Annotated in this window: 23 protein-coding genes and 1 riboswitch; of the genes, 12 read left to right on the forward strand and 11 right to left on the reverse strand. The window is 43.6% G+C overall.

The window, feature by feature from the left end:
• Positions 1–12 precede the first annotated feature (12 nt).
• The 6 genes from QJS82_RS11690 to QJS82_RS11715 all read right to left on the reverse strand — a co-directional run bounded on the left by QJS82_RS11690 (position 13) and on the right by QJS82_RS11715 (position 6,134).
• A complete protein-coding gene (locus tag QJS82_RS11690; RefSeq protein ID WP_281491722.1) occupies positions 13–504 on the reverse strand; it encodes an acyl-CoA thioesterase in 492 nt (163 codons plus the stop codon).
• A gap of 47 nt (positions 505–551) precedes the next feature.
• A complete protein-coding gene (locus QJS82_RS11695) occupies positions 552–1,514 on the reverse strand; it encodes a hypothetical protein (protein WP_281490599.1) in 963 nt (320 codons plus the stop codon).
• A gap of 93 nt (positions 1,515–1,607) precedes the next feature.
• Complete coding sequence (locus tag QJS82_RS11700) at positions 1,608–2,591, reverse strand: uroporphyrinogen-III synthase (RefSeq protein ID WP_281490600.1); 984 nt, start codon at positions 2,589–2,591, stop codon at positions 1,608–1,610.
• 117 nt (positions 2,592–2,708) lie between these two features.
• Entirely contained in the window at positions 2,709–3,746 is a 1,038-nt protein-coding gene (gene hemC, locus QJS82_RS11705; RefSeq protein ID WP_281490601.1) for a hydroxymethylbilane synthase, read from the reverse strand.
• Positions 3,747–3,929: 183 nt separating this feature from the next.
• Entirely contained in the window at positions 3,930–4,667 is a 738-nt protein-coding gene (locus tag QJS82_RS11710) for a LytR/AlgR family response regulator transcription factor (RefSeq protein WP_183619439.1), read from the reverse strand.
• Positions 4,668–5,087: 420 nt separating this feature from the next.
• Positions 5,088–6,134 (reverse strand): sensor histidine kinase, encoded by a 1,047-nt coding sequence (locus tag QJS82_RS11715; RefSeq protein ID WP_281490602.1) that lies wholly within the window; start codon positions 6,132–6,134, stop codon positions 5,088–5,090.
• 218 nt (positions 6,135–6,352) lie between these two features.
• On the opposite strand from QJS82_RS11715, the gene argH reads away from it, so the two are divergent.
• From argH to thiC, 3 genes are all read left to right on the forward strand, one after another.
• On the forward strand, positions 6,353–7,726 hold the full coding sequence (gene argH, locus QJS82_RS11720) for an argininosuccinate lyase (protein ID WP_201619108.1): 1,374 nt from the start codon (positions 6,353–6,355) through the stop codon (positions 7,724–7,726).
• Between the two features lie 244 nt (positions 7,727–7,970).
• Positions 7,971–8,261 (forward strand): oxidative damage protection protein, encoded by a 291-nt coding sequence (locus QJS82_RS11725; RefSeq protein ID WP_281490603.1) that lies wholly within the window; start codon positions 7,971–7,973, stop codon positions 8,259–8,261.
• Between the two features lie 152 nt (positions 8,262–8,413).
• A riboswitch (TPP riboswitch) is annotated at positions 8,414–8,538 on the forward strand.
• A gap of 267 nt (positions 8,539–8,805) precedes the next feature.
• Positions 8,806–10,884, forward strand: coding sequence for a phosphomethylpyrimidine synthase ThiC (thiC, locus tag QJS82_RS11730; RefSeq protein ID WP_281490604.1), 2,079 nt, complete (start codon positions 8,806–8,808; stop codon positions 10,882–10,884).
• A gap of 93 nt (positions 10,885–10,977) precedes the next feature.
• On the opposite strand, the gene QJS82_RS11735 is transcribed toward thiC, so the two are convergent.
• Positions 10,978–11,868: a fructose bisphosphate aldolase gene (locus tag QJS82_RS11735; RefSeq protein ID WP_281490605.1), complete on the reverse strand. Its 891-nt coding sequence runs from the start codon at positions 11,866–11,868 to the stop codon at positions 10,978–10,980.
• A 161-nt stretch (positions 11,869–12,029) separates the two neighbouring features.
• Positions 12,030–12,878, reverse strand: coding sequence for an EamA/RhaT family transporter (locus QJS82_RS11740; RefSeq protein ID WP_281490606.1), 849 nt, complete (start codon positions 12,876–12,878; stop codon positions 12,030–12,032).
• A gap of 478 nt (positions 12,879–13,356) precedes the next feature.
• On the opposite strand from QJS82_RS11740, the gene QJS82_RS11745 reads away from it, so the two are divergent.
• The 3 genes from QJS82_RS11745 (at position 13,357) to QJS82_RS11755 (ending at position 16,922) form a co-directional block, all read left to right on the forward strand.
• Positions 13,357–15,306 (forward strand): ABC transporter ATP-binding protein, encoded by a 1,950-nt coding sequence (locus tag QJS82_RS11745; RefSeq protein WP_281490607.1) that lies wholly within the window; start codon positions 13,357–13,359, stop codon positions 15,304–15,306.
• A gap of 76 nt (positions 15,307–15,382) precedes the next feature.
• On the forward strand, positions 15,383–16,273 hold the full coding sequence (locus tag QJS82_RS11750; RefSeq protein WP_281490608.1) for an alpha/beta fold hydrolase: 891 nt from the start codon (positions 15,383–15,385) through the stop codon (positions 16,271–16,273).
• Positions 16,274–16,304: 31 nt separating this feature from the next.
• The gene (locus tag QJS82_RS11755; RefSeq protein ID WP_281490609.1) at positions 16,305–16,922 is read left to right on the forward strand and encodes an alpha-ketoglutarate-dependent dioxygenase AlkB family protein; all 618 of its coding nucleotides are present in this window, start codon (positions 16,305–16,307) and stop codon (positions 16,920–16,922) included.
• Between the two features lie 31 nt (positions 16,923–16,953).
• Here QJS82_RS11755 and QJS82_RS11760 read toward each other — a convergent pair whose 3' ends face one another.
• From QJS82_RS11760 to QJS82_RS11770, 3 genes are all read right to left on the reverse strand, one after another.
• Entirely contained in the window at positions 16,954–17,949 is a 996-nt protein-coding gene (locus QJS82_RS11760; RefSeq protein WP_281490610.1) for an NADP-dependent oxidoreductase, read from the reverse strand.
• Positions 17,950–18,036: 87 nt separating this feature from the next.
• Positions 18,037–18,795, reverse strand: a complete 759-nt coding sequence (locus tag QJS82_RS11765; protein WP_281490611.1) for an endonuclease/exonuclease/phosphatase family protein — start codon at positions 18,793–18,795, stop codon at positions 18,037–18,039.
• A 276-nt stretch (positions 18,796–19,071) separates the two neighbouring features.
• Positions 19,072–20,184 carry an AOC03_06830 family ribosome hibernation factor gene (locus tag QJS82_RS11770; RefSeq protein WP_281490612.1) on the reverse strand — a complete coding sequence of 371 codons (1,113 nt, stop codon included), beginning with the start codon at positions 20,182–20,184 and terminating at the stop codon, positions 19,072–19,074.
• Between the two features lie 309 nt (positions 20,185–20,493).
• On the opposite strand from QJS82_RS11770, the gene QJS82_RS11775 reads away from it, so the two are divergent.
• The 6 genes from QJS82_RS11775 to QJS82_RS11800 all read left to right on the forward strand — a co-directional run bounded on the left by QJS82_RS11775 (position 20,494) and on the right by QJS82_RS11800 (position 25,354).
• Complete coding sequence (locus QJS82_RS11775) at positions 20,494–20,796, forward strand: IS630 transposase-related protein (protein ID WP_348651550.1); 303 nt, start codon at positions 20,494–20,496, stop codon at positions 20,794–20,796.
• Positions 20,717–21,289, forward strand: coding sequence for an IS630 family transposase (locus QJS82_RS11780; RefSeq protein ID WP_281490614.1), 573 nt, complete (start codon positions 20,717–20,719; stop codon positions 21,287–21,289). Before QJS82_RS11775 ends, QJS82_RS11780 begins: the two co-directional genes overlap by 80 nt.
• 351 nt (positions 21,290–21,640) lie before the next feature.
• Entirely contained in the window at positions 21,641–23,818 is a 2,178-nt protein-coding gene (locus QJS82_RS11785) for a M3 family metallopeptidase (protein WP_281490615.1), read from the forward strand.
• Entirely contained in the window at positions 23,819–24,076 is a 258-nt protein-coding gene (locus QJS82_RS11790; RefSeq protein WP_281490616.1) for a YheV family putative zinc ribbon protein, read from the forward strand. It begins immediately after the preceding gene.
• Between the two features lie 133 nt (positions 24,077–24,209).
• Positions 24,210–24,734, forward strand: coding sequence for a hypothetical protein (locus tag QJS82_RS11795; RefSeq protein ID WP_281490617.1), 525 nt, complete (start codon positions 24,210–24,212; stop codon positions 24,732–24,734).
• Positions 24,735–24,760: 26 nt separating this feature from the next.
• Positions 24,761–25,354 carry a hypothetical protein gene (locus QJS82_RS11800; RefSeq protein WP_281490618.1) on the forward strand — a complete coding sequence of 198 codons (594 nt, stop codon included), beginning with the start codon at positions 24,761–24,763 and terminating at the stop codon, positions 25,352–25,354.
• The last annotated feature ends 78 nt before the right edge of the window (positions 25,355–25,432 follow it).

Genomic DNA, 25,432 nt, shown 5'->3' on the forward strand with positions numbered 1-25,432 from the left:
TTTTTAAATTTTTTAAAGCTCGGGCGTATGACCAACGCTTGCTTCTAATGCCACTAAGCGCTCACGCTCCTCGTTGGTCCACGGCAATTTATCCTTGCCATCACTGTCTAAACGGACAATCACCGCATCAGCGGTTGCAACAATCACCTTTTGAGCGCAGCTATAATAGCTATACTCGATTACTATGCTGGTATTACCCAAACGCTGACAACGCACGCCTAATAATAAGGTATCGGGATAAGTGACAGGGCGTAGATATTGGCAACTTGATTGCGCCAATACCGTGACCATGCTGCCATCAAACATGCCAAGCGCCTGCAAATAGACAATCCGTGCTGACTCTGCATAACGATAAAACACTACGTTATTTAGATGGTTAAAGGCATCCATCTCACCCCAATGTATCGGCTGATGATGAATAATTGGATAGTGCGCCAACTCGTCAGGACGGGCATTACCTAAACTTTCATTACTTAAAGCTGTATTTTTCTCAAAACTATTCATCACTGCCTTTCTCTTGTTTTTATCTTATAGAGTTTTAAAAACCACCATTAACGTTTAGGCTTATCCAAAATTTGCTTGGTTAATAGTGGCGTAGATTTTGGCGCATTGGCAATCAATCGATCTAGCCAGTCTATAACCTCGGTAATGTCATTAGGAGATGATTTGGTTTGTACCTTATTTTTATCTTTAGTAGAGGCTGTACTATTCGCTGTTGAAGAGGTTTTATTATTAGTAGATATTGTTTTTGGCGTTGGTGTCTGTGGTACTAGGGTTTGTAGCTGCTTGCGCGCTTGACGCAGATAACCGACCAGCTGCTCTTTTTCACGCATATTGCTGGCTTGGGTAGCGAGATTCAATGTCATAATCACTTCGTGAATCATGAGCTGGCGGCGCGTTAAGCTCATATTATTATCTAGATTTTGAGTCAAGTCGCTGGCATTAGCAGGATGTTCACGCTCGTAGCTGTGCAAAAACTCTTGGATATTTTGAATGGCTATATTTTGTAGCTGCCACGAACTCGGCTGTGAGCTTCTTGCCTGCAGGCGCTCGATATCCTTTGCCAAGCTTTGTTTAATCACCACGGTCAGCGCTGGGGCAATCTCATTACTGCTTTGGGACAGCTGCCAATGCAGGCCACGTAATAATTCAATCGCCGCACTTTCGTTATTGTCTGCCAATAATCTATCAGCCGCTTGTATTTGAATACGTAATAAATCGAGCTGGTTTTGGGCTTGGCTACTGGCGGCGGTACGCGGTGCTGGCAAGGTTTGCTGACTCATCGCAAAGATGCGATCATCCATCTCATTGAGGCGACTGACGACTTGCTCATTGCTTTGCAAACGCTCATTGACATTATGCTCAAAACGCTGCTGACTGATATAAAGCCAGAATAAAGCGGCGATAAGCAATAAAATCATTAACCATTGCAGGCGCACCAAAAACATATTTGCTTGCCGGCGCTGCTGAATAGCAGAAGGTTCCTGAGATAACGATTCAGAATTCATGGACATAAGGCAGCACCGTTAGTGATTGATAATTTTTAAGCAAATATAAAATAAGTAGATTAAGAAAAGTCTGTGTTCTTGCTTACTCTGTTTTCTTACTTACATTGGATCCACTATTGGCGAATGGATTGCCGCAAGAATAGTAGTCGGCGCCAAATCTTCCACCCGCCAATAGCTTAACTGCTGACGCGCGACCATATTGGCTAAGCGCTCACCTAATACCACGTAAGCAAAATTATTAAGCTTTAGTGGTGGATTGGCTATTTTGTCTTTATTTGACTCTGAAGCTTTTGCGGCAACTGCCTTAACAATCGCTTCCCAATGCTCAAAAGCCGTGCCACTACTGACAATCACGATGGGCTTTTGCGGCGCTACTGCTGTTGCTTGCTGCAAAGACTGCTGCGCGAGAAACTGCGTTTGCCATTGCTCATACTGCGTCATAGCATCGGCAGGCATTTTGCGCTCATACCAAGCGATGCTATCGATATGGACGCCGCGCGCCTGTAAGGTATCGACCAATAAGCGTCGCCCACCAAGACCGCGCCATACCAAGAGCTTATCGCCAGCTTGAAGGCTGTCAATTTCAGGCATGGCTAGCATACCTTCATTATTGGCAATGAGAGGCTGCAATACTTGGTAGCTTGATGCAGCCAACTTTGCATCATTTAACACCGCTGCGGTGGCTTCTCCAACCGCTATCAGATGACTTGGCGCTTTTAAACCTATAAACCCTGTCTCTTTTTGCTGACTAGCATTTTCGCTAGATTTTTGAGCATGGCGTTCATGCTCAAGTGCTTGCCAAATAGACAGCCCTGAAGCTGCGGCAGTCGGGCTAACGATAACGAGTGCTTGATAGTCACCTGCAAACCATTGGCGCATCAACCCCATATCCTGCTCGGTAGTTAGACGCGCCTCTAAGGTCAACATCGGCATATCAATTACCAACATCCCTGCCGCTTGTAAATGTTCGGTCAGCGGTGTGGCACGCTCAACTGGACGCGTATTGATGATGACTTGCGGCAGCAATGCTGGCTTATCAGTAGGTTGATTTGAATCAGTGGACTTCGGTGATGACCAAGACATAAACATACCGTGACAAAAGGCTTAGGAAGAAAGGACGCTTAATCATAGAGCCATCTAAGTAAAGATAGCGCTATGATTGAGGTGACAATAATAGTTAAACATTATTAAATATAGATGCTATTTAGGATTATAAATGGCGGATAAAATATCGCCAGCACCAATAGCTAGTAGCATTTCAGCGACGTCAATACCTAGCTGATTGGCTTGCGCTTCTTGTTCAGCTTGGCTACCGCTTAAAGTCAGACGTTTATCAGCTTTGAGCAGCTCGCTACCGTCCTCTTGACCGACGCGGCCACGTAGCCACAATGTATCGCCGGCATCATTATTGCCGTTTTGGCTATCGTTTTTGCTACTGCTATCGTCGTCTGCATCAGCCATTTGTAAGACTGCATAAGCCGCAATCGGTACTTGGCAGCCACCTTGTAAATGGCGATTTAGCGCGCGCTCAGCGATGAGGCGGATACGAGCTTTATCATCATTTAACGGTGCTAGTAATTTTAGAACCTCGTCATCGCCTTCGCGGCATTCAATCGCTAGCGCACCTTGTCCAACCGCTGGCAAACAAATATCAATATCCAGCTCACTGCGAATCCGCTCATCAAGTTCAATACGCTGCAAACCACTGGTGGCCAAAATAATGGCGTCATACTCGCCCGCATCAAGCTTCCCTAAGCGCGTACCGACGTTGCCGCGCAGGGTCTTAATTTGCAAATCAGGACGATAAGCCTTGATTTGGCATTGGCGACGTAAGCTTGCAGTACCGACTACCGCACCTTGTGGCAACTCATCGATACTATGATAAGTGTTAGAAACAAAGGCGTCAGTTGGCGAGGCACGTTTACAATAGACACCCAGCGTCAAGCCTTCTGGCAATTCCATCGGTACGTCTTTTAAAGAATGCACCGCAATATCAGCCTGCTTGTCATACAACGCTTGCTCAAGCTCTTTAACGAACAAACCCTTACCGCCAATTTTCGCCAGCGGCGTATCTAAAATCTTATCCCCTTTAGTGACAATCTTTAGCAGGTTAATCGTCAGCTCAGGATATAGCGCCAGTAGGCGGTCACGGATATGCTCAGCTTGCCATAATGCCAATGGGCTTTGGCGGGTGGCGATATTTAAGGTAGTCAAAGCAGGTGGCTGCATGGTGCTCATAAAAGGCCTCAATAAGTTCGATACTAGAATGTCAGTGCGCAACAATAATGCAAATTTGGCACCCAAAACGGGCGCTACAAACGATATATAAAGCAGAATGATGCAAAAAAATACCCCTATTTAAGCATAAATAAGGGTTTGATGATATGGCATGATTATGTCAACAGCATGAAGCCCTTATCACTACATGCTTTGAATCTTTTCACGGAGTGCCGGTAGATGGCGACGACTGACTGCTAGCGTCTCATCAATCCCTTTAAAATGCAGTTGAAACTGTCCTGCATCTAAGGCTTCTAAAAAATCTAGATATTTGATATTGATAATCGCGTTACGATGCACGCGAAAAAGCCTGCCTTCAAATTCTTGCTCAAGCTCTTTTAGGGTGTCATCAATGAGGACAACGCCTTCTTTATGGCGTACTTTGACGTATTTTTGATCGGCAGTAAAGTAGTAGATATCTTTGAGCTCAATCAGCTCAACCCCGCGGTGGGTACGCGCTGCGATATGTTCACGCACTGGACGGGCAGTTGGGTTTTCGAGTTTGCGAATCTCATTTAATTGCGCGGCATTGAGATTGGTGGCTTTATGCAGTGCTTCTAGTAGCTCATCTTTATTGGCTGGCTTTAATAAATAACCGATGGCATTGGCTTTTAACGCTGCAATCGCATAATGGTCGTAAGCCGTTACAAAGATGATGGCGGGTGGATGGTTCAGCTTCGCAAGCTCTTGGGCACACTCAACCCCATCCATCTCAGGCATGCGAATATCGAGCAGTATGATGTCCGGCTGCTGAGATTTTACGGCAATAATAGCCTCGATGCCCGTCTTTGCTTGGGCAACCACCTCATGACCCGATTCTTGGACAATCCTAACCAAACGTTCACGGGCTAATGGCTCATCATCACAAACAACGATCCGCATGCAAACTCCTTTATAAGTGCAGACTTAACAATCTTTAATAGTATTTATCATATATCAGCATTTATTAGGATTTATCATCATTTAAAGCTCACCACTTAGCAAAAAATACCATATGCCTTTTAGCAAAGGCAATGCACCCTACTTCAGTTATAAACCAACCGTCCCATTTCTGCAAGCCACCAATAGCGCTTGAGCGTTTCAACGCCATTTTTAGCATTTAAGCACTGCTAGTATTTAAGCAGTAGTCATATTTAAGCATTGGTAAGCGTTAAGCACTGTTGATTTTAAAAACTGGTGAGTTTAAAAACTGATAATAATCATCAACAATATGATAAACAGTGCAATAAATATGCCACGCTATCCGCCTACGATTGCTGGTTTATTATGACCAACCAAAGAAAGCGCTTTCAAAAGCAAAGATTATAAACTGACATCTTGTAGCGGGTAATGAATAATAGTAATAATTTGTTTACTCGTCACGCGGCTTTGGATCTCAGCGCTGTCGCCAAAATAAGCTCGCAGACGTTCCGCCTGAATATAAAAATCCATATGCTGGCGTAAGTCATGGTTAATCATCAAGGTTTTTTTAGGCAACTGCACGCTAATGGTAATCTCAACGCGATGCTGCAGCCAACTGACTTTAATACCGATATAAATGGTATCAGTGGTCATCTCAACCACATTGAGCAGCATTTTTTCAATCACGCTTTGTAAAGTCAAAGCAGTGATAACCATGTCATACATCACATCTTCGTCAGGTAGCCGCCAGTTTACTGCCAGTTTGTCCTCCAGTCGGATAGATTCGATGGCTAAATAATGCTCACAAAGGGCAATCTCTTCCTCAAAGCTAATCTCACGCGCACCATTAAAACTGGCACGAAATAACGCTGAAACGTGCTGCAATAAGTAAGCGGCGCGGGTTGGGTTAGTTTCAATCAGCGACATCAAGGTATTAATGGTGTTAAAAAAGAAATGCGGCGCCAAGCGAGCTTTTAATATATCGTTTTGGGCGCTCAATTTTTGCTCAAATGATTGCTTCAGCGCATTCAGCTCACGGTAGCGCCGTAAAAAAACCAGCAAAGTGGCAATAGTAAAACCGGCGGTAATAACGGTATTAAATACAACCGTTGAGACAAAGACGCGAATACTATAATCAAACCAACCAAAATTTATCATAATCAGCAGGACCAACATCATGGTCACTGCTGTGGCGCTCGTTAAGATAAGCAAGACATACATGCTGGCTATTGATACGCTTAAACGCTTTAATATAGGGCGCAGATAATCAATTAAATAAAAAGAAGGTATCAAGGTTAAGCTGGTTTGGATAAACCTTGCGATAAATTTGATGATAAATTGGGATTGGTTGGCCACACTATGGCGATCGACTATCGCTACAAACAGCGACCAGAAAAAGATTGCCAGCAGCCACTGCCAAGCCTTCATGATTTCCATGAGCTTGGGCATAAAAAACTCTAAGCGCTCCGCTAGTAAGGCAACCTCATCATTTGCTATACTTGAGTTCTTATTCTCTTGACTTGTCTTGTACCGATATGAACGCCAATTCTTCAAATAGTAATAATCCCGATTCAAATAAAAATTCAGCTGTTTCTGATTCTAGCACAGAAGCTTCTCTAACAAATACTGCCGCAGCGCAAAGCCCTACCAGTAGTCAGGGTCAGCAGATGTGGGGCGGTCGCTTTAGTGAAGCGACGGACAGCTTTGTCGCCGCCTTTACCGCTTCTGTCGGCTTTGACCAACGCTTTGCCCGCCACGATATTCAAGGCTCAATTGCGCATGCCACCATGCTTAAAGAGTGTGGCATTTTAAGCGCTGACGACGTTGCGACCATTATCGATGGTCTACAGCAAGTGTTACGCGAGATTGAAGCTGGCGAGTTTAACTGGTCTATCGCGCTTGAAGACGTGCACATGAACGTCGAATCACGTTTGACTGATATTGTCGGCGCGGTAGGGAAAAAATTGCATACTGGCCGTAGCCGTAACGATCAGGTTGCGACCGATATTCGTCTGTGGTTGCGTGAAGAAACTGACAATATCATTGCACTATTGGTACGTTTGCAAAGCGGCTTGTTAGATTTGGCGGAGCAGCATACCGATACCATCATGCCAGGTTTTACCCATCTGCAAACCGCGCAGCCCGTCAGCTTCGGTCATCACGTGATGGCATGGTTTGAGATGTTATACCGCGATACAGAGCGTCTTGTCGATGCGCGCCGCCGTATCAATCAGATGCCGCTTGGTAGTGCCGCCCTTGCTGGTACGACTTTTCCAATTGATCGCACCATCACTGCCAAATTACTGGGTTTTGAAGGTATTTGCCAAAACTCACTCGATGCCGTCTCAGACCGTGATTTTGCTATTGAGTTTACCTCAGCGGCTTCTATCTTGATGATGCATATGTCACGTATGAGCGAAGAGATTATCCTATGGATGTCAGCGCAATTTAACTTTGTGCAAATCCCTGATCGCTTCTGTACTGGCTCATCTATCATGCCGCAAAAGAAAAACCCTGACGTACCAGAACTGGTGCGCGGTAAAGCAGCGCGCGTCTTTGGGCAATTGATGACATTATTAAGCCTGATGAAAAGTCAGCCGCTTGCTTATAATAAAGACAACCAAGAAGACAAAGAGCCGCTATTTGATTGCGTTGACACCTTAACGGGTTCGCTATTAGCATTTGCTGATATGCTACCGAACATCACACCAAATAAAGAAAATATGCGCGCTGCCACCATGAAAGGCTATGCAACAGCCACCGATTTGGCTGATTACTTGGTACGTAATGGTGTGGCTTTCCGTGATGCCCATGAAGTGGTCGGTAATGCCGTTGCTTTGGGTATTAAAGAGGGCGTTGATTTAAGCGACTTGTCTTTAGCGCAGCTACAGCAATTTAGCGATGCGATTGGCGATGATGTTTTTGAGTATCTAACGCTAGAAGGCTCATTAGCCGCTCGTGACCATTTAGGTGGTACCGCGCCAAATCAGGTTAAACAAGCTGTCGTTAATGGTCGGGCGCGCTTAAAAGTATTTGCGTAAAACTAGTAGCGCCATACAAGGTTTAATTACAGTATTAGCCCATGCATAAAAATACCCGCAGCAATCGCGGGTATTTTTATGCAGATAGTTTTATAGATATGGTTTTATGAACATCAGTAACTATATGGGCTGTTACCTTCTCTACACCTGATATCCTTGGCTAAATCATCGAAGACCGTTATCATAGGTCAATATCAATATTGCACTTAATGATTTAATACCATTAACTAATAAGGATTGCTTTATGACTGAGACTTTTAATCCACAAGCCAATACCGTTTTTTGCCGCAAATATAAGCAAGAATTACTAAAAATGCCGCATCCGCCTTTTCCTAATAAAAAAGGTCAAGAGCTGCAAGAAACTGTCTCGGACAAAGCATGGAAAGAGTGGCTTGAACAGCAAACCATGCTGATTAACGAAAACCATCTCAGTATGCTAGACCCTGCAGCCAAAAAGTTCTTAACTGAGCAACGTGAGAAGTTCTTAGATAACGAAGACTATGAGCGTGCGCAGGGCTGGACACCAGAAAAATAATGCGCATGATGGTTGTTATTAAGCAAAAAAAACTGTCATTGATTAAAAGACAGTTATTAAATTAAAAATATCGAAACTGCCTCTCAACTAACAAACGGCAAATGACTAGGCAGCACCCTTATAGTTTGTTAGTATGAGACTGATTTACAACACTGACAGACTCGGGGTGCGGTGTATGACAAGCTTACTTTCTAAGCTTTTTAATACATTCGCTGAGAGATCACCCGCCGAACCTGATGCGGTTAGTACCGACGCAGGGAAGTCTTAAGCCTATGTTATATATGAACAAAGGGCGCGCAGAAATGCCTTTTTATTATTGCCGATATCTCATGTCTGACAGCGTTTTTACGCTGCTGTATGGCAATTAATAAAAAGCTGCGCCTATCGATTATCTAAAAAACGGCATTAGATTGAGTTCCAATGAAAGTTGAATTTAATCATAGTGCACGTGTTTGATTATTGGATTTGTCTGTCTTACATAGTCTTGCCCCGCAGCTACTGGCGGTGTTGCTTTTATTCAAAAACCAACACGCTAGGACAGCATATGACTACTTCAGATTTACAAACAGCCCAAACTCCTTCGACCCCTGTTACTAAAACTGTCGATAAAAAAGCCGACGCCCTAAAAACGCCTGCCCATCGCAACCAAAAAGATGCGCGTTTCGAAGAAGACGCTCGCGACTTACACCGTGTATTACCCGCTTCTAGAAAAGTCTATATCGAAGGTTCAAGACCCGATATCCAAGTACCGATGCGTGAGATTAGCTTAGCAGATACCCCTGTTGGCGGCGCTGGCGCTAATGAAGGCGAGCACAACCCTCCATTTTATGTCTATGACACCTCAGGTGTTTATACCGATCCCAATGTCGATATCGACTTGACCAAAGGTTTGCCTAAATTGCGTGAAGGTTGGATAGCTGAGCGCGGTGATACCGAACAGTTAGATGGTTTATCAAGCTCATACGGACAAGCGCGTGCCCGCGATATCAGTACCGCTAACTTAAGATTTGCTCATATTGATAAGCCCCGCCGTGCTAAAGATGTCAATGGCAAAGCTGGTAACGTCACGCAAATGTATTATGCTCGTCGCGGCATTATTACGCCTGAAATGGAATATATCGCCATTCGTGAAACGCAAAAGCAGCACGAACTGACCGACATGCGCCAACACGATGGCGAGAGCTTCGGTGCCAATACACCAACTATTATCACCCCTGAATTTGTCCGTGATGAAGTGGCTGCTGGTCGCGCAATTATTCCAAATAACATCAATCACCCTGAATCCGAGCCGATGATTATTGGACGCAATTTTTTGGTCAAAATTAATGCCAATATTGGTAACTCAGCGCTGGGTTCTTCTATCGATGAAGAAGTGTCAAAAATGACGTGGGCAACGCGTTGGGGCGCAGATACCATCATGGATTTATCGACGGGTAATCATATTCACGAGACCCGTGAATGGTTAATTCGTAACTCGCCAGTGCCTATTGGTACCGTGCCGATTTATCAAGCGTTAGAGAAAGTTGACGGCGTTGCAGAAGACCTGACATGGGAGATATTCCGCGACACGCTTATCGAACAAGCGGAACAAGGCGTCGATTATTTCACTATTCACGCCGGCGTGCTGCTACGTTATGTACCGCTAACGGCTGGACGCTTGACTGGTATTGTCTCGCGTGGCGGCTCTATCATGGCGCAGTGGTGCCTTGCCCACCATAAAGAAAGCTTTTTATACACCCACTTTGAAGATATCTGCGAGATTATGAAGCAGTATGACGTAGCGTTTAGCTTAGGCGATGGTCTACGTCCAGGTTGTTTGCAAGACGCCAATGACGAAGCGCAATTTGGCGAGCTGCGTACCCTTGGCGAGCTAACCAAAGTCGCTTGGAAACACGATGTACAGGTAATGATTGAAGGTCCTGGACATGTGGCGATGAACCGTATTAAAGAAAATATGGACTTGCAGCTTGAGCTATGTGCTGACGCCCCCTTTTATACCTTAGGGCCTTTGACGACTGACATTGCTCCCGGTTATGACCATATCACTAGTGCTATTGGTGCCGCGATGATTGGTTGGTTTGGTACGGCAATGCTTTGCTATGTGACGCCAAAAGAGCATTTAGGTTTGCCTAATAAAAAGGATGTCAAAGACGGTATCATCACCTATAAAATTGCCGCTCATGCTGCCGACCTTGCTAAAGGTCATCCGGGTGCACAGGCGCGTGATAATGCTTTGTCCAAAGCCCGTTTTGAGTTCCGCTGGGATGATCAGTTTAATCTTGCCCTTGACCCTGATACCGCCCGTGAATATCACGACGAAACCTTGCCAAAAGACGCCCATAAATCGGCGCACTTTTGCTCGATGTGCGGTCCAAAATTTTGCTCAATGAAAATCACCCAAAACGTGCGTGAATATGCAGCAGGACTGGATAAAGACGCCGCTAATAAACAAGTCACCCCACAAACGGGCGATTTAACTAATGCAGGTCATGTCATCAAAGAAGTGGATACTGAGCTGGTTGGACAAGTTGGCGAAGCCAGCCTCGATGAGATTCATAAAGGCATGGCAGAAATGAGCGAAAAATATCATAAAGAAGGTCGTCAGCTATATAAAGAAGTGTAACCACTTAGCATTAACCTTTAACTTATAAAAAAAGCGCTACTCATTGGTAGCGCTTTTTTATTTTAAACATACCCTGTCTTGTAGAAGATTAAGCTAAATCTTTGACGCCTCGTAAATCTCTTCAATAGAAGCATTGATAGTACTAGCAAACTCTTCGTCACTTTGTGGCTTGCTTAAACCTTCGGTAAAGGCACGTGAGAAACTGGCAATCATACCGGGGTTTTGTTTCAATTTTTCGCAGGCATCATGACGACTATAACCACCAGACAATGCCACCACTTTTAGTACTTTTGGATGGTCAACCAACTCTTGATAAAAACCCTCTTCTTCTGGCAATGTCAGTTTTAGCATCACTTGATGACCGTCGTTTAAGCGCTCAAGATTATGCAAAATACTGGTTTTAAGGATGATTTCGCAATCATGTTTTTTGCTACTGTTGATATCTACTTCAGGCTCAACAATAGGCATCAAACCTTTGGAGATAATCTGCTTTGCCACATCAAACTGCTGCTGCACGACTAGCTCAATCCCATCGACACTTGGCTCATAAATGACTGAACGCATCTTAGTGCCAAATACCGGATAATTTTTTGCCTTATCTAATAACGAGTTTAAATTGGGCATCGGGCGCATCACTTGCACGCCATCCATGTGCTCAGCCAACCCCTTATCCACCTTTAAAAAAGGCACGATATTTTTATCTTCCCATAGGTAGTTGGCCGTCGGCTTGCCATCAACCTCGCGCTCCATGGTATCTTCAAATAAAATCGCGCCAAGGACACGCTCATTATCAAAAGCATCACAAGTCATAATACGGGCGCGCATCTCATGTACTAGGTCAAACATGGCTTCATCGTTGTCATAAGCATCGCCACCGACGCCGTAATTCTCTAGCGCTTTTGGCGTACTGCCCCCGCTTTGATCAAGCGCGGCGATAAAACCTGAACCATTTTTGATACGCTGTAATTGTTTTTCGTATTCCATTGAGTAGATATCCTATCCTAATTAATAAGGGTCAAACATTATTATAATAAATCAATCAGCCCGCAGCTAACGTGAGCTTGACTATAAATAACCTTAACATAGGACATCGCGCGTGCCTATCGTTGATAAGTTAAAATTTTGCTCACTTACAAGCGGCGAAGTTAAGCCAAAAACAATACTACCACACAGCAAATTGCCAATAATAAACCGACGATATTGATACGATTAAGCTGCTCTTTAAACACACCGACGCCTATCAACGTTGCCACCGCAATCACACCGACGTTCATACCCGTAAAGACGATGCTTGGCGACTCAGACAATACTTGATGGGCACGGACATAAGCATAGATATTGCCCATATTTAGCGCCCCAAGTAATAATCCTGCGCTAAGAGCATTACCCTGCCAGCGGACGCGGGTGACAAGCAGGTAAACGAGTAGCAGTAATCCCGCCAGCCCAAATGTCACAAATAAGGTTAAAGGAAAAGCCGCGCCTTGCTTGGCAACTTGTTTAAATAAGATATCAATAACGCCGTAGCCTAACCAAACGCCAAACAGCCACAGCGGCGTCTGCTTTGCTTGGGTATTTATAAGCCCATGCTGCGGGCGATAGACCAAAGCAGCAAGTGCTAAAAACCCTAACGCTAGCCCCAGTATGCGCGTACCTGTCAGTACTTCGCCAAATAATAAAAAAGCGGCAACAATAGGAATAATAAGCGATAAACGCTGAGCAGCATCGGTTGCGACCATACCGACCGATTCAATCGCACGCCCAAGGATGATAAATACCGCCGGCAATAACACCCCAAGGGCAATAATGATGCCCCATGCATTACCAAGTGCGCCGATGCTACTGACATCTGGTTTTAATAAAACCCAAGTTAATAAAAATGCCACGGGATATCCCGCCACGATGGTTTGGCGAATATCGATATTTTTTTGGCGTAGTATTTTTAAAAGTACGGAAACAGCGACGCTACAGAGCACCGCTATTATGAGATACATCATTAAGCTCATCCTTGTTAAATTACAATATGGCGTGTTTATTATTGGTATTTAAGACAGCTATCAGTATCGCCTTTATTCTTTAATATTTTACTTTTAAGCTTCCACTGACCTTTAACTATTAGATAGTTCTTAGAAAAAAACTGCTAAATCAAATAAAACCATAGAATGTAACAAAATATTTCTTACAGAGCAATCTATTTATCTTGCTAGTTTTTAGTACTGTCTATTTAATATGGATAGCTCATGCTAGATACAGTCATAAAGAAAAGAATCGGCAAAATCATCAAGTCAAATCACCAAGCCAATAATTAAGATAGAGTTGAGTATTAGCGATACCCTGCAGCTTACAATTAGCATGCAGCCATCGGAGCGAAGTTTGTTAAAATAACAAACAATCCTAATCACAAAAGTAAAGATTCAAGATAGCACCTTATCGTGCTTATTTTGGCGTACTGCTATTGATGCTTTATCACTGCCTATGAATGCTCTATTTCGTTTCTTTGAAACTCGTCTGCCCGCTTTTCCCGATACGCCTATGCCGCTGCCATCCCCAAGTGATGGCATGCTAAAGTTTTTGTGGGCCTGTACCAAAGGTCTGCGCGGTTGGCTATTGCTGTTTATGATTTTGTCTGCCGGTATCGGTATCTACGAGGCCATGTTATTTGCCTGGATTGGCAATATCGTCGATTGGCTTGGCGTTTATACCCCGCAAAATCTGTGGACAGAAAAAGGCGATGTGCTGCTATTGATGTTGGCCGTGATGATTGTCAGCCCACTCTGGATTGCCTTGTCATCGTTTATTCATTTTCAAACCTTGCAAGGCGTTTTTCCAATGCAAATGCGCTGGCGTTTTCATCAGCGCATGCTTGGGCAGTCGATGCAGTTTTATCAAGACGAATTTTCTGGTCGCGTATCGGCTAAAGTGATGCAAACGGCGTTGGCGGTGCGTGATACCGTGATGACAGTTACCGATATGTTTATGTATGTCGCCGTCTACTTTATTACCACCGGTGTGATTTTATTTAATTTAGACAGCTTGTTATTAATCCCATTTATCGCTTGGTTCGTCTTAGTGTGGCTGGCGATGTGGTACTTTATTCCCAAACTGAAACAAACGGCGATTGTACAAGCCGATGCCCGCGCTTTAATGACGGGACGCATAACCGATGCTTATGCCAATATTATGACCGTGAAGCTATTTAGTCATTCACGCCGCGAGCTTGGTTATGCCAAAAACGCCATGGGGCAGTTTTTAGGCACGGTCCATGCACAAATGCGCTGGGTCAGTTATTTAGAAGTATCAACCCATTTAATTAGTGTGGTTTTGGTCAGCTCGACTGCTGGTATCAGCTTATATTTATGGCAACAAGGCGCGGTCGGTGTTGGAGCGATTGCTGCAGCGACAGCGATGGCTCTGCGCTTAAACGGTCTGACGCGCTGGATTATGTGGCAAACTGCCAGTTTGTTTGAAAGTATTGGTACGGTACAAGACGGTATGCGCACTCTATCAGCGCCGCAAACCATCGTTGATAAACCAAACGCGCCCGCACTTAAAGTCACTGAGGGTCGTATCGTCTTTGACCACGTTGATTTTAGTTATGAGGGCGAAGACAATGACACAGGTTTAAATACTAATACATCAGGCAAACGTTTTGATGATGTTAATAATGATGTTAATAGCAATGACACCGACTTAGCGAATAATACTTCATACGCCAAGCTACTAGATAATTTTTATTTAGATATCAAACCGGGTGAGAAAATCGGTTTGGTTGGGCGTTCTGGTGCGGGTAAATCAACCTTGGTCAATCTGCTGCTACGCTTTTTTGATGTTGATAAAGGTAAAGTCTATATCGATGGGCAAGCGATTGATGAAGTTACCCAAGAATCGTTACGTCAGCAAATCGGTATGGTCACCCAAGATACCTCTTTACTGCATCGTACCGTCCGTGAAAATATCGCTTATGGTCGTCCTGACGCAACCGATGAGGAAATCATTACGGCTGCTAAGCAAGCACAGGCATGGGACTTTATCGAAGGCTTGTATGACGATAAGGGCAATACTGGTCTTAATACCCAAGTCGGCGAGCGCGGTGTTAAGCTGTCTGGCGGTCAACGTCAGCGCATTGCTATCTCGCGCGTGATGCTTAAAAACGCACCGATTTTATTGTTAGATGAGGCGACCAGTGCGCTTGATTCTGAGATTGAATTTGCCATCACCGAAAGCTTAAACGACATCATGACGGGCAAAACTGTTATTGCGATTGCCCATAGACTATCTACCATTGCCGCCCTTGATAGACTGGTCGTCATGGATAAAGGGCATATCATTGAGCAAGGCAGTCATGATGAGCTATTGGCATTAAATGGCGTTTATGCCCGTCTATGGCAGCGTCAAAGTGGTGGCTTCTTAGGCGAAGACAGCTAATAAGAATTCTATGATAAAAGCTAATGATAGAAGTTAATAAAGGTCAAAAAAACCGTCACAAGGAAGTTTTATTCTTATGGAAGCATTTACCAAGCGTATTAATATCGATGGCAAACAAGCACGCTATTATGACTTGCAGCCGCTGAATTTGTCAGAAGAATCGGGTTCTCTTAAACGCCAGCCTGCCCATTTTTATGGCGGCAATAGTTTCACCGTTGGTACTTATGCACCTTTATTAAATGAGTTAGCAACGGATTTTGATTTATCGGCGCTTGCGCTACGTGGTTATTGGTATGACAAACCGCAAGCGCCGCGTCTGACCCGTGAGCAAGATGCCGATATACTGATTGAGTTTTTAGAGAAAACCCAAGACGCGCCTATCGTTGGTATAGGGCATTCACAAGGGGCGACTGCCACCGCCATAGCAGCGGCCAAACGCCCTGACCTATTCTCACAGCTATACCTTATCGAGCCTGTCACCTTTACTAAAAAGCAAGCGACACTTTATAACTTGCTGCCACGTCAATTTTTGCTAAGCCGTGAACCCTTTAAAAGTACGCTTACCAAGCAATCTACTTGGGCAAGTATCGATGATTACTATGAGAGTTTACGCACGCAACGGGCTTATAAACGTATCAGTGATGAGCATCTAAAGGTATTTGCTGAGCGAAGCTTGTCTGCTAACGATGATAGCAGCTATAGCTTGATGTTCGCCCCCGAGCAAGAGCTTGCCAATTATTTTGGTGCGCCCCATATCGATGCCGCATTAAAAAAACTTAGCTGTCCTTATACCCTAATCACGGGCAAACCGACCTTATTTATCAATGATAAAGTACGCAAACAATGGCAGAAATTTGTCCCTGATGGCAGCGTTATCTCCTTGCCAGACTACGGCCATCTATTACCGATGGAAGCGCCTGAATTGTGTGCGCAGATTATCAATGAACATTATAAGAGCGCTAAATAAGCTGAGCGATGTGAGATGTGAGATATGAGTTATGACTGACCTTTTTGCGCCTGCGCCGACTGATAATTTACTGCCTTATGATGGCAAGGTAAATGATTTAGGCGTCGTTATTGATTACCCAAGTGCCTTATATTATGCCTTATTAACGACGCTACCTTGGCAGCCTGATATCGTAACGCTATTTGGCAAGACGCATGTCACCACTCGTCAAATAGTATGGATGGGCGACAGTGATGCCAGTTATCAATACTCGGGGCACACGCGTCAAGCCATTGCATGGACAGATTCAGTGTTTCATGTGAAACATCATATTGAGCACCAATTATCCGAAATCGGTATTAACGCTGAGTTTAATTCTTGTTTGCTCAACTACTATCCATCTGGCGATGACGGTATGGGCTATCATGCAGACGATGAAAAAGAGCTTGGTCATCAGCCAGTTATTGCCTCTTTGTCACTGGGTGCCACGCGAAAGTTTGTCTTTAAGCATAAAAAGACTCAAGATAAAGTCGAGCTTTATCTTGAGTCCGGTCAGCTTATCGTCATGCATGGTGCTACGCAACAATATTGGAAGCATAGCATTACTAAAACCAAAACAGTCGATGAAGGGCGTATTAGCTTAACCTTCCGGCAAATGGCATTAAATTAAGCAAGGTTGGCTTAATTTAAGCAAGGTTGGCTTAGCTTGCTTTTAGCACAATCTTACCAAAGGTATTACCTTTTTCTAGCTCACGGTGAGCAGCTAATACTTCAGATAATGGATACGTTTGCTGAATTTGTAAGGTCAACTTGCCATCGGCAACAAGCTGTAAAACCCGTGCCATGTCTTCACCACTACGCTGCGCTTTATAACCTGCCACCTTTAAGCTCTTTTGACTACCTGCTGCTTTTAGTTTATCAACCCAAATCGTTGGTAGTACATAGACGCGGCCGCCAGATTTTATAACGCTCAGCGCGCGCACGCCCGCATCATCACCAACCAAGTCTAGGAGCACATCGGCTTGTAAGTCAGGAAAAGTGTCGTCTTTGGTATAATCAATCCAACCTGCCAGCTTATTTTTATCTATTAAGCCACCCAGTTTGTCGTACTTCTCAGGTGAGCAAATAACGGTTACTTTTACATCATCTTGCGTCACTTTATCCATCAATAGCTGAATAGCCAAATGTCCAACACCGCCAGCTGGGGCATTGATAACGACATGCTCACCGTTTTTAATATCAGCAAACTCGACAAATTGTAGCGCCGTTTGTCCAATACAAGGTAGCGCGCCTGCTTGCTGCAAAGTGACTGACTCAGGTACTTTTGCCAATAAGTTGGCATCGACCGCGACATACTCTGCATAACCGCCACCGTCAAAGGTCAATGCCGCGACTTGCTCACCGACAGCAAACTTATCGCTAGTACTTTTAACCACGATACCGGCGACATCACAGCCTAAAATAGCCGGCTCGTTTTTATCAAATTTTTCTTTTTGAATCGCCTCAGCGCCCCAACCTTTACCTTGACGGGTTTTGTAATCGACGGGATTGATACCAGCATAAGTGATTTTTATCAATACTTGATTGTCCGTTAATTCAGGAATAGCCACGCCATCTTGATATATCATGACTTCAGGCTCGCCAAATTCACGTATAAGAGCGGCATGTTGCGTCGTTGGTATTTTTTTATCAGACATGATTAATCTTCCTTGTATTATTTTCAGCTTTCTTTTTTGATTGGTTTACAGCTTTTTGATTGATAATTTTTTTGATAGTTCATGATGCTAAGGCAATGCCAACTCGGCACTAAGCGGCAGATGATCCGATAACGTAGACCAAGGCTTGCCGGTATGTACCCAAGCATCCTTCACCCTTAGGTTACGCACGTAAATACGGTCCAAGCTTAGCACCGGCAGTTTGGCAGGAAAGGTCGGTAATAACTTACCATGACAATGCTTAAATGCTTCGGTCATACCCAAGCTCGATGCGAGTCGGTCGCAAGACATTTTCTTCCAGTCATTAAAATCACCCGCCAATATCAAAGGTTGGTCAGGCGCAATCTCATTACGTACATAGTTGGAAATGGCTTCATATTGTTTGATACGATCGCGCTCAAAAAGGTTTAGATGAGCGCATAACACCACAACTGGCATCTCCCACCCTATCGGCTGTACCTCGCAGTGCAGAACACCACGCTGCTCAAGCTTATTAACCGTGATATTGACATTATGTTTGGGATCAAGCGGAAAACGACTTAGGACAGCATTACCATGATGACCATTTTCATATTCTGAATTTTTACCATAACTGTTTTGCAGCTGCAGATATTCACCAAACCATTCATGTTGGGATTGGTCAGGATATTCGTTGTATTGCATATTGCGCTTCAGATTTTGACCTTGTACTTCTTGAAGACAGAGTATATCGGAGCCAATGATATCAAGCGCTTGGGCGATACCTTGTATTTTGACTTGGCGATTCATCGGCGACATGCCTTTATGAATGTTATAGCTGGTTAAAACAAAAGAGGTGGTGTTATTCATAAATTTATCAGTCATAGACTCATGGTTCATAGAGTAAAGGTTAAAATGACGCTGAGCAAACACATCATTAAGTCAAAAAGAACAGCTCTTATAAAGCAGCTCTTATTTAATGGTTGATTATAATAATTAAGAAATAAAAGCTTATTAAAAATAGTTATGGTACTAATAATTATAGCGATTCATGCAAAAAGAGCATTGATTCATATCGAACCAATGCTCCCATATTATACCTATGTTGTAACGATGGCTAATTCATTAACGAATATCAGCAATCGATTAATAGCGAGTTACCAGAGCAATTGGCTGATCTGCACCCATAATATCTTGTGGCATAAAGACCGCTTTACCACCATTATGAATGACATGCTCGATGATTTCACCAATCGCATCATCGGTAACACCTTCTGCCGTCGCATCATCTGCCATACTCAAGGTTTGTGCTTTTTCATCAATTTTCGCAGGTTGCATATAACCGCGACGGATATATAACGTCTCGCCTACACCCTGAAATGCACTACGATAGACTTCTTGTAAATCAGTTTGCAGCATATTTGCACCGCGCGCTTTATCAATCTCACCCAAGGCAGCTTGATGTAATGAGGTACGATAGCCCTCTACGGCTTCTTGTACGCTATCAACGATATGCTGGGCACTGCCTTCTTCTAACTTGATCGCGTTTGAAACCGTAGCAATGATGTTTTCTGGACGGTCACAGATATCTTTATAGTAACCAATATTTTTGGCATCACCAACGATGACAAGTGGCATTTTATTCTCGCCCCATATCTCTTGCACGCTTTTATCTACTTGGTTAAAGAAGGCTTTTAGATAACTGCTTTCGTTGTTCGCTGAGCGATCTGAACCGCCGTCACTGGTATTATAAAGACCGTTATTTTCGATAGGGAATGGGATATTTTCCATATTATTTTGTGCATCATCGTCTTTATCGAATTCTTTGATAACACGGTCATTAGACGCTTCAATCAAACGGGCATTATCACGGGTCAATACCACCGTATAATAATGAACCGCACTTGCCATATCTCGCACCAAGTCGCGCGTGGCAAAACGGTCTGAAATAATGACACGCTCTTTGGTATCAATCGGCATACGGATAACTTGAACATCGTCAGTACTGGCAAATATCGCCAACGTATCTAGATTATAGTTGTGGTTAAAATCGCTGGTTTTATTTTTGATATTTTCTAATATAGTGGTTGCGGTACGCTTATCATACTCATTGGTTAAGCGCTCTTCGACGACTTTTAATTGGTTTTTTAGGGCGATAGGGTCTTTTTCATTATCAGGATGCTCACGGTGCGTTTTGACAAAAATACTCACGGCTGGATTGGCTTTTGTCTCACGTAAACTTTTTAGAGTTGCTTTCATAAATACTGCTCCTTGTTTTATTATCATTGGTTTGCGCGTTAACATAGATTTTTTATATTTATTGGTTATCTTTGAAACTGCTTTTATTAAAAATTGTTTTTAAAAGTCATCAATCTATAGTTATTCTTAAAATCCGTTTGAGCGCTTTAAACAATACCTATTAATACCTTTTTTAATCAATTTACTCAAGTATAGTTAATCCCACCTAAAAGTGTTATAAACTAATCATCAAATTCAATTGTTATTATAAAGACTATGACTTACTCGCTAGATTTTCGCAAACAAGTACTAAAAAGCTTAGACGAGGGTATGACCTTTGCCGAGGCAGCTGAATTCTATAATCTCAGCCCAACCACCATACAAAACTGGAAGAGACGTGTTCATAGTAAAACAACCAGGCAAACCAAACCCTATAAAATACCAGATGACGTGCTACTTAATGATGTTAAAGAACACCCCGATGATTACCAGTATGAGCGAGCGCGTCGTTTAAATTGTAGTAAAACAGGCATTTATCATGCCCTAAAGCGGCTTGGTATCAGTCAAAAAAAAGACCTTAGAACATCCAAAAGCCTGTCCGATAAAAAGAGCACAGTATCAGAGCAAACTTAATAGCTTCATGCAGCAAGGCTATCCCATCGTTTATATGGATGAAAGCGGCTTTGAAGCTGAAACTATTCGTCCTTATGGCTATGCACCGATTGGTAAGCCTTGTATCGATAGCTACAACTGGCAAGGTAAAAAGCGAACCAACGTTATCGGTGCTCTATATGAAAAGATGCTGTTTGCACTAGATTACTTTGAGACAAACATCAACAGCATCGTCTTCTATCACTGGTGCAAACACAAGCTAATCCCAAGTCTTAAAACCAAATGCGTGATTGTGATGGATAACGCCAGATTTCATAAGAGTAAGCGTATTCAAAAGCTACTTAATAGACATGGTCATCGTATTTTATGGTTGCCGCCGTACAGCCCTGATCTGAATCCTATCGAGAAAAAATGGGCTCAGGTGAAGTTTCTACGCCAAGGCTGGATGCAAAACGACTTATCCAAATTGTTTTATGATATTTGTCCTAGCCATAACAATTTTATTTTGAACTGACTATATTTCAGGTAGTAGAAAAATCCATTTTTGCTATTCCCTTACTACGATGCTAACAATTTAACCCCACTGCCTATAGGGTTAATTTGCAAGCAAATGATGGCGCTTTGTAAGTGAAGCTTAATTAACTTTAAGTACAGGCGATAATTGAAGTAATGATAATTATCAAGAATGGCAGTGATAGTCACTTCATTACACTTTCTCATAATCTCGCTACTTTAAAACGATATCTGCTGAACTGGGTTGTATTCCAAGCGATTGATACCCATCTTTTAGATACCCTATATAACAACCCTTGTATAACAATACTCGCCATTAATAATAATTCTCTCATTACTATTGGATACTTTTATGAACTCTATTTCTGCAAATTTACGCCTTGTCGATTTTGACAATGTTTCTCCAACTACTTTACAAAGCCAAGTTATCAGTGCCATCGATACTGCCAATGTCTTTTTAGATAGTATGAGCGCAGCTACTGATGATATTACAGCTAAGCAAGCGTTAGCCGATATCATGACCTTTGACCATATTAATCTTGCTTTAGATCGCAGCTGGGGAATTTTGTCACACCTTAATAGCGTGATGAGTAATGATGAAATCCGTCATGTCCATCATGAGCTGCTACCTAAACTGTCCGCTTATGGCACACGGGTAGGACAGCATCAGCCGTTATTTAGTCGTTATCAAACTATCGTCAATGATACAGCGTTTTTTGCCGCGCTTGAGCCAGCACGAGCGCGTGCTATCGAGCTTGCGCTACGTAGCTTTGAGCTATCAGGTGTTGCTCTGCCAAAAGCTGAACAGGAAAAGTTTGCTGCTATCCAAAGTGAGCTGTCAACCTTATCGGCAACATTCTCAGACCATATATTGGACGCCACCCAAGCGTATGCTCTAGCGCTTAAACCAGAGCAATTAGCCGGTCTAACCGAAAGTGGACTGGCGCTCTTAGCTGATGCAGGCGAACAATTTAAAGCTCGCGAGCTTGCCAGTGGTGCACTCACCCAAGCAGAAATCGATGCTTTGCCGACGCCTTATTATGTTGCCAGCTTAAACATCCCCGTTTACCTTGCTGTCATGACCCATGCCGATGGCCGCAATCTACGTGAAACGCTTTACCGCGCTTATGTTACCCGCGCCTCTGAGTTTGATAAGCACAGCAATGCCAAAGGTGAATCGCTTAATAATGCCGACATCATGAGTCAAATCCTACAATTACGTGCGCAAAAGGCCAAGCTATTAGGTTTTGATAATTATGCGGAAGTTTCACTATCGACCAAAATGGCAGATAGCGTAACGGAAGTGGAAACTTTTTTACGGGATTTGGCTGAGCAAGCGACCCCAGCGACTAAGCAAGATTTAGCACAGCTGCAAAAGTATGCGCAGGATTCTGGCATTACTGAGCTACAGCCGTGGGACAGCGCTTATGTCGCTGAAAAAGTAAAACAAAGCGAGTTCAGCTTATCGCAAGAAGAGATTCGCCCGTATTTCCCACTGCCAAAAGTGATTAGCGGATTATTTGCTATCGTTGAGCGTTTATACGGTATCAAAGTACAAGAGCACAGTGAATCTGTATCACGCTGGCACGATGAGGTAAGTTTTTATCAGTTATTTGATGCTGATGACAACTTGCTTGGTGGTTTTTACTTTGACTTGTTTGCCCGTAGTAGCAAACGTGGCGGCGCGTGGATGAGTGGTTTTCAGTCGCGTTATACCTATGCTGAGCAAAACCATCAGCAGCTGCCCGTATGCTTTATGGTCGGTAACTTCACCCCTGCCCTCGATGGCAAACCAAGCTTATTGACTCATGATGAAGTATTGACCTTGTTCCACGAGTTTGGCCATGGTCTACATCATTTATTAACCCAAGTGACCGTTAGTGATGTCGCTGGGGTGAATGGCGTTGAATGGGATGCAGTTGAGCTACCTAGTCAGTTTATGGAAAACTGGGCATGGGATGCCGAAGGTATTGCGCTGATTAGTAGTCATGTCGAAACTGGCGAGCCATTACCAAAAGACAAACTTGCAGCCTTACTGGCGGTGAAAAACTTCCAAAGCGGCATGCAAACCTTACGTCAAATAGAATTTGCCCTCTTTGACTTATTGATTCATGCGCAGACGCCAGCGCTTGATTATGATGGTATCCTTGCGACGCTAAATACCGTGCGCGATGATATTGCTATCATGCAGACACCTGACTATAACCGCTTTGCTAATGGCTTTAGTCATATTTTTGCCGGTGGTTATGCGGCAGGTTATTACTCGTATAAATGGGCAGAGCTGTTATCTGCAGATGCTTTTAGTAAGTTTGAAGAAGACGGTATTTTTAACCCAATAACGGGTAAAGCTTTCCGTGAAACCATCTTATCAGTGGGTGGTAGTTTCCCGGCCAAGACCAACTTTGAGAACTTCCGTGGTCGCAGCGCTAGCATTAATGCGTTATTACGTCATAGCGGTTTTGATAACGCTAAAAATGACGATGCTGCCAATATTGAAAGCAATGCCCAAACGACGCGCGAGGTTATCTAAATGCGCTATCAATCATCAACCCCAAAACGTCGGTTTTTAGCGGGCGTTCGTTGCCCTAAATGTCAGGCGATGGATGCGGTGGTGCAAGTCAATATCGTCGAGCCTGCGCCAGATGAGTATATCGAATGTACTCAGTGCGGACATGCGGAGCATCGCCCCGACCCTGATATAATCAGTGCCAAAAATCATGCAGAAGACCAAATCGCTCGTGATGCGATGGTGACCGGCACCAGCGGTACGGTCAAGTTCAAACCATAAGTAACAAAATCCGTATCGTCAAGCCTTAATAGCTACTAGCCTATCTAATGATATACATCCAGTTAGATGGGCTTTTTAATTTGAGTTTGTTATAGTATGCCTACTTATACTTTTAACATAAATCGACCCTTGTATGAATAAAAAACAAATACGTCCTTTACCCGTTAAGACACTAAAAAAACAACCTAATAAATCACGGCGAAAATGGTTGCCAATCATTATCTTGGCAGCACTATTAATTGGTTATTTGGTTTGGAAAAATAGTTCGCCTGACGCTAATACCTCACCTATCGAAAGCACGCCAACGCCTACCGAGCAAAATAGCGCTGCGCAATCAGATACTACGTCCTTAGATAATAATGCGTTAGATACGAGTGCGTCGATTTTAGATACCGATGCTGCTAGCACAGATAGTCAGACGCCTGATCCCGAAGCTATCTTAAACGCGCCTTTACCAGAAACAGATAGCTTAGCGAAAGAAGAAATTGATCGCTTAGCGGACGAGCGTAAACGCTTAGCAGAACAAGAAAAGTTAGCGGCTGAGCAATTGACAATGAATAAGCAGCTGACAGAGATGAAGGCTGAGCAAATCGCCTTGCTTGAGGAACAAATCGCTCAGTTAGAAGCCGCTGAAGGGGCTAAAACCAACGCAAAATAATAACATTTTTATAAAGGGGCTAATAAATGGCACATCTACAACCCACCCATGCCCCTATTTTAAATAGCAGCGCTCAGTTGCTGATACTGCCTGTAAATAACGCCGGTATCCTTTTAGACCCTATCCTTATACGAAGCAAAAACCTATATCCAGACAACTACCAACGCTACTATCGTGCTTGCCGTGATGGTAGCCTAATGGTCGGTAGTTGTTTAATGCATAAACGCTCACGCGAGCAAGCGGGACTTGGCGTCAGCAGTAATGGCAATCAGCCAAGTTATATCGCCAATCTTGTGATATCAGACCACCCCTATCATCCAACCAGAGCTCGTTGGCTGACCGCAGCTTTAGTCGATTTACAACAGCAGCTGATACCTTTAATACGTTATCAAGGGATTCGTAGGGTTGCCCTATTAGCGCGTCCGTTTATTACTAGTCATGCGCAAAACGATTCTGCTCAAAACGGTTCTGCTCAAAACAATGCTATTAATGACACCGAACTAGCAAAATCAATTGCTCTAGATTGGCATAGCGATATCCTCCCCCTTCTTACCCATCACCTAGAAGATTTGCCCAAGCTGCGTATTGATATTCACCTTCCTAAAGACATCAACATATAGATTATTCTCTCATTGTCATTATTTTTTGAGCGCATAAAAAAACCGCCTTGATTGCTAATTATCAGCAACCAAAGCGGT

The sequence above is a fragment of the Psychrobacter maritimus genome, assembly GCF_029953575.1.
Taxonomy (GTDB): Bacteria; Pseudomonadota; Gammaproteobacteria; order Pseudomonadales; family Moraxellaceae; genus Psychrobacter; species Psychrobacter maritimus.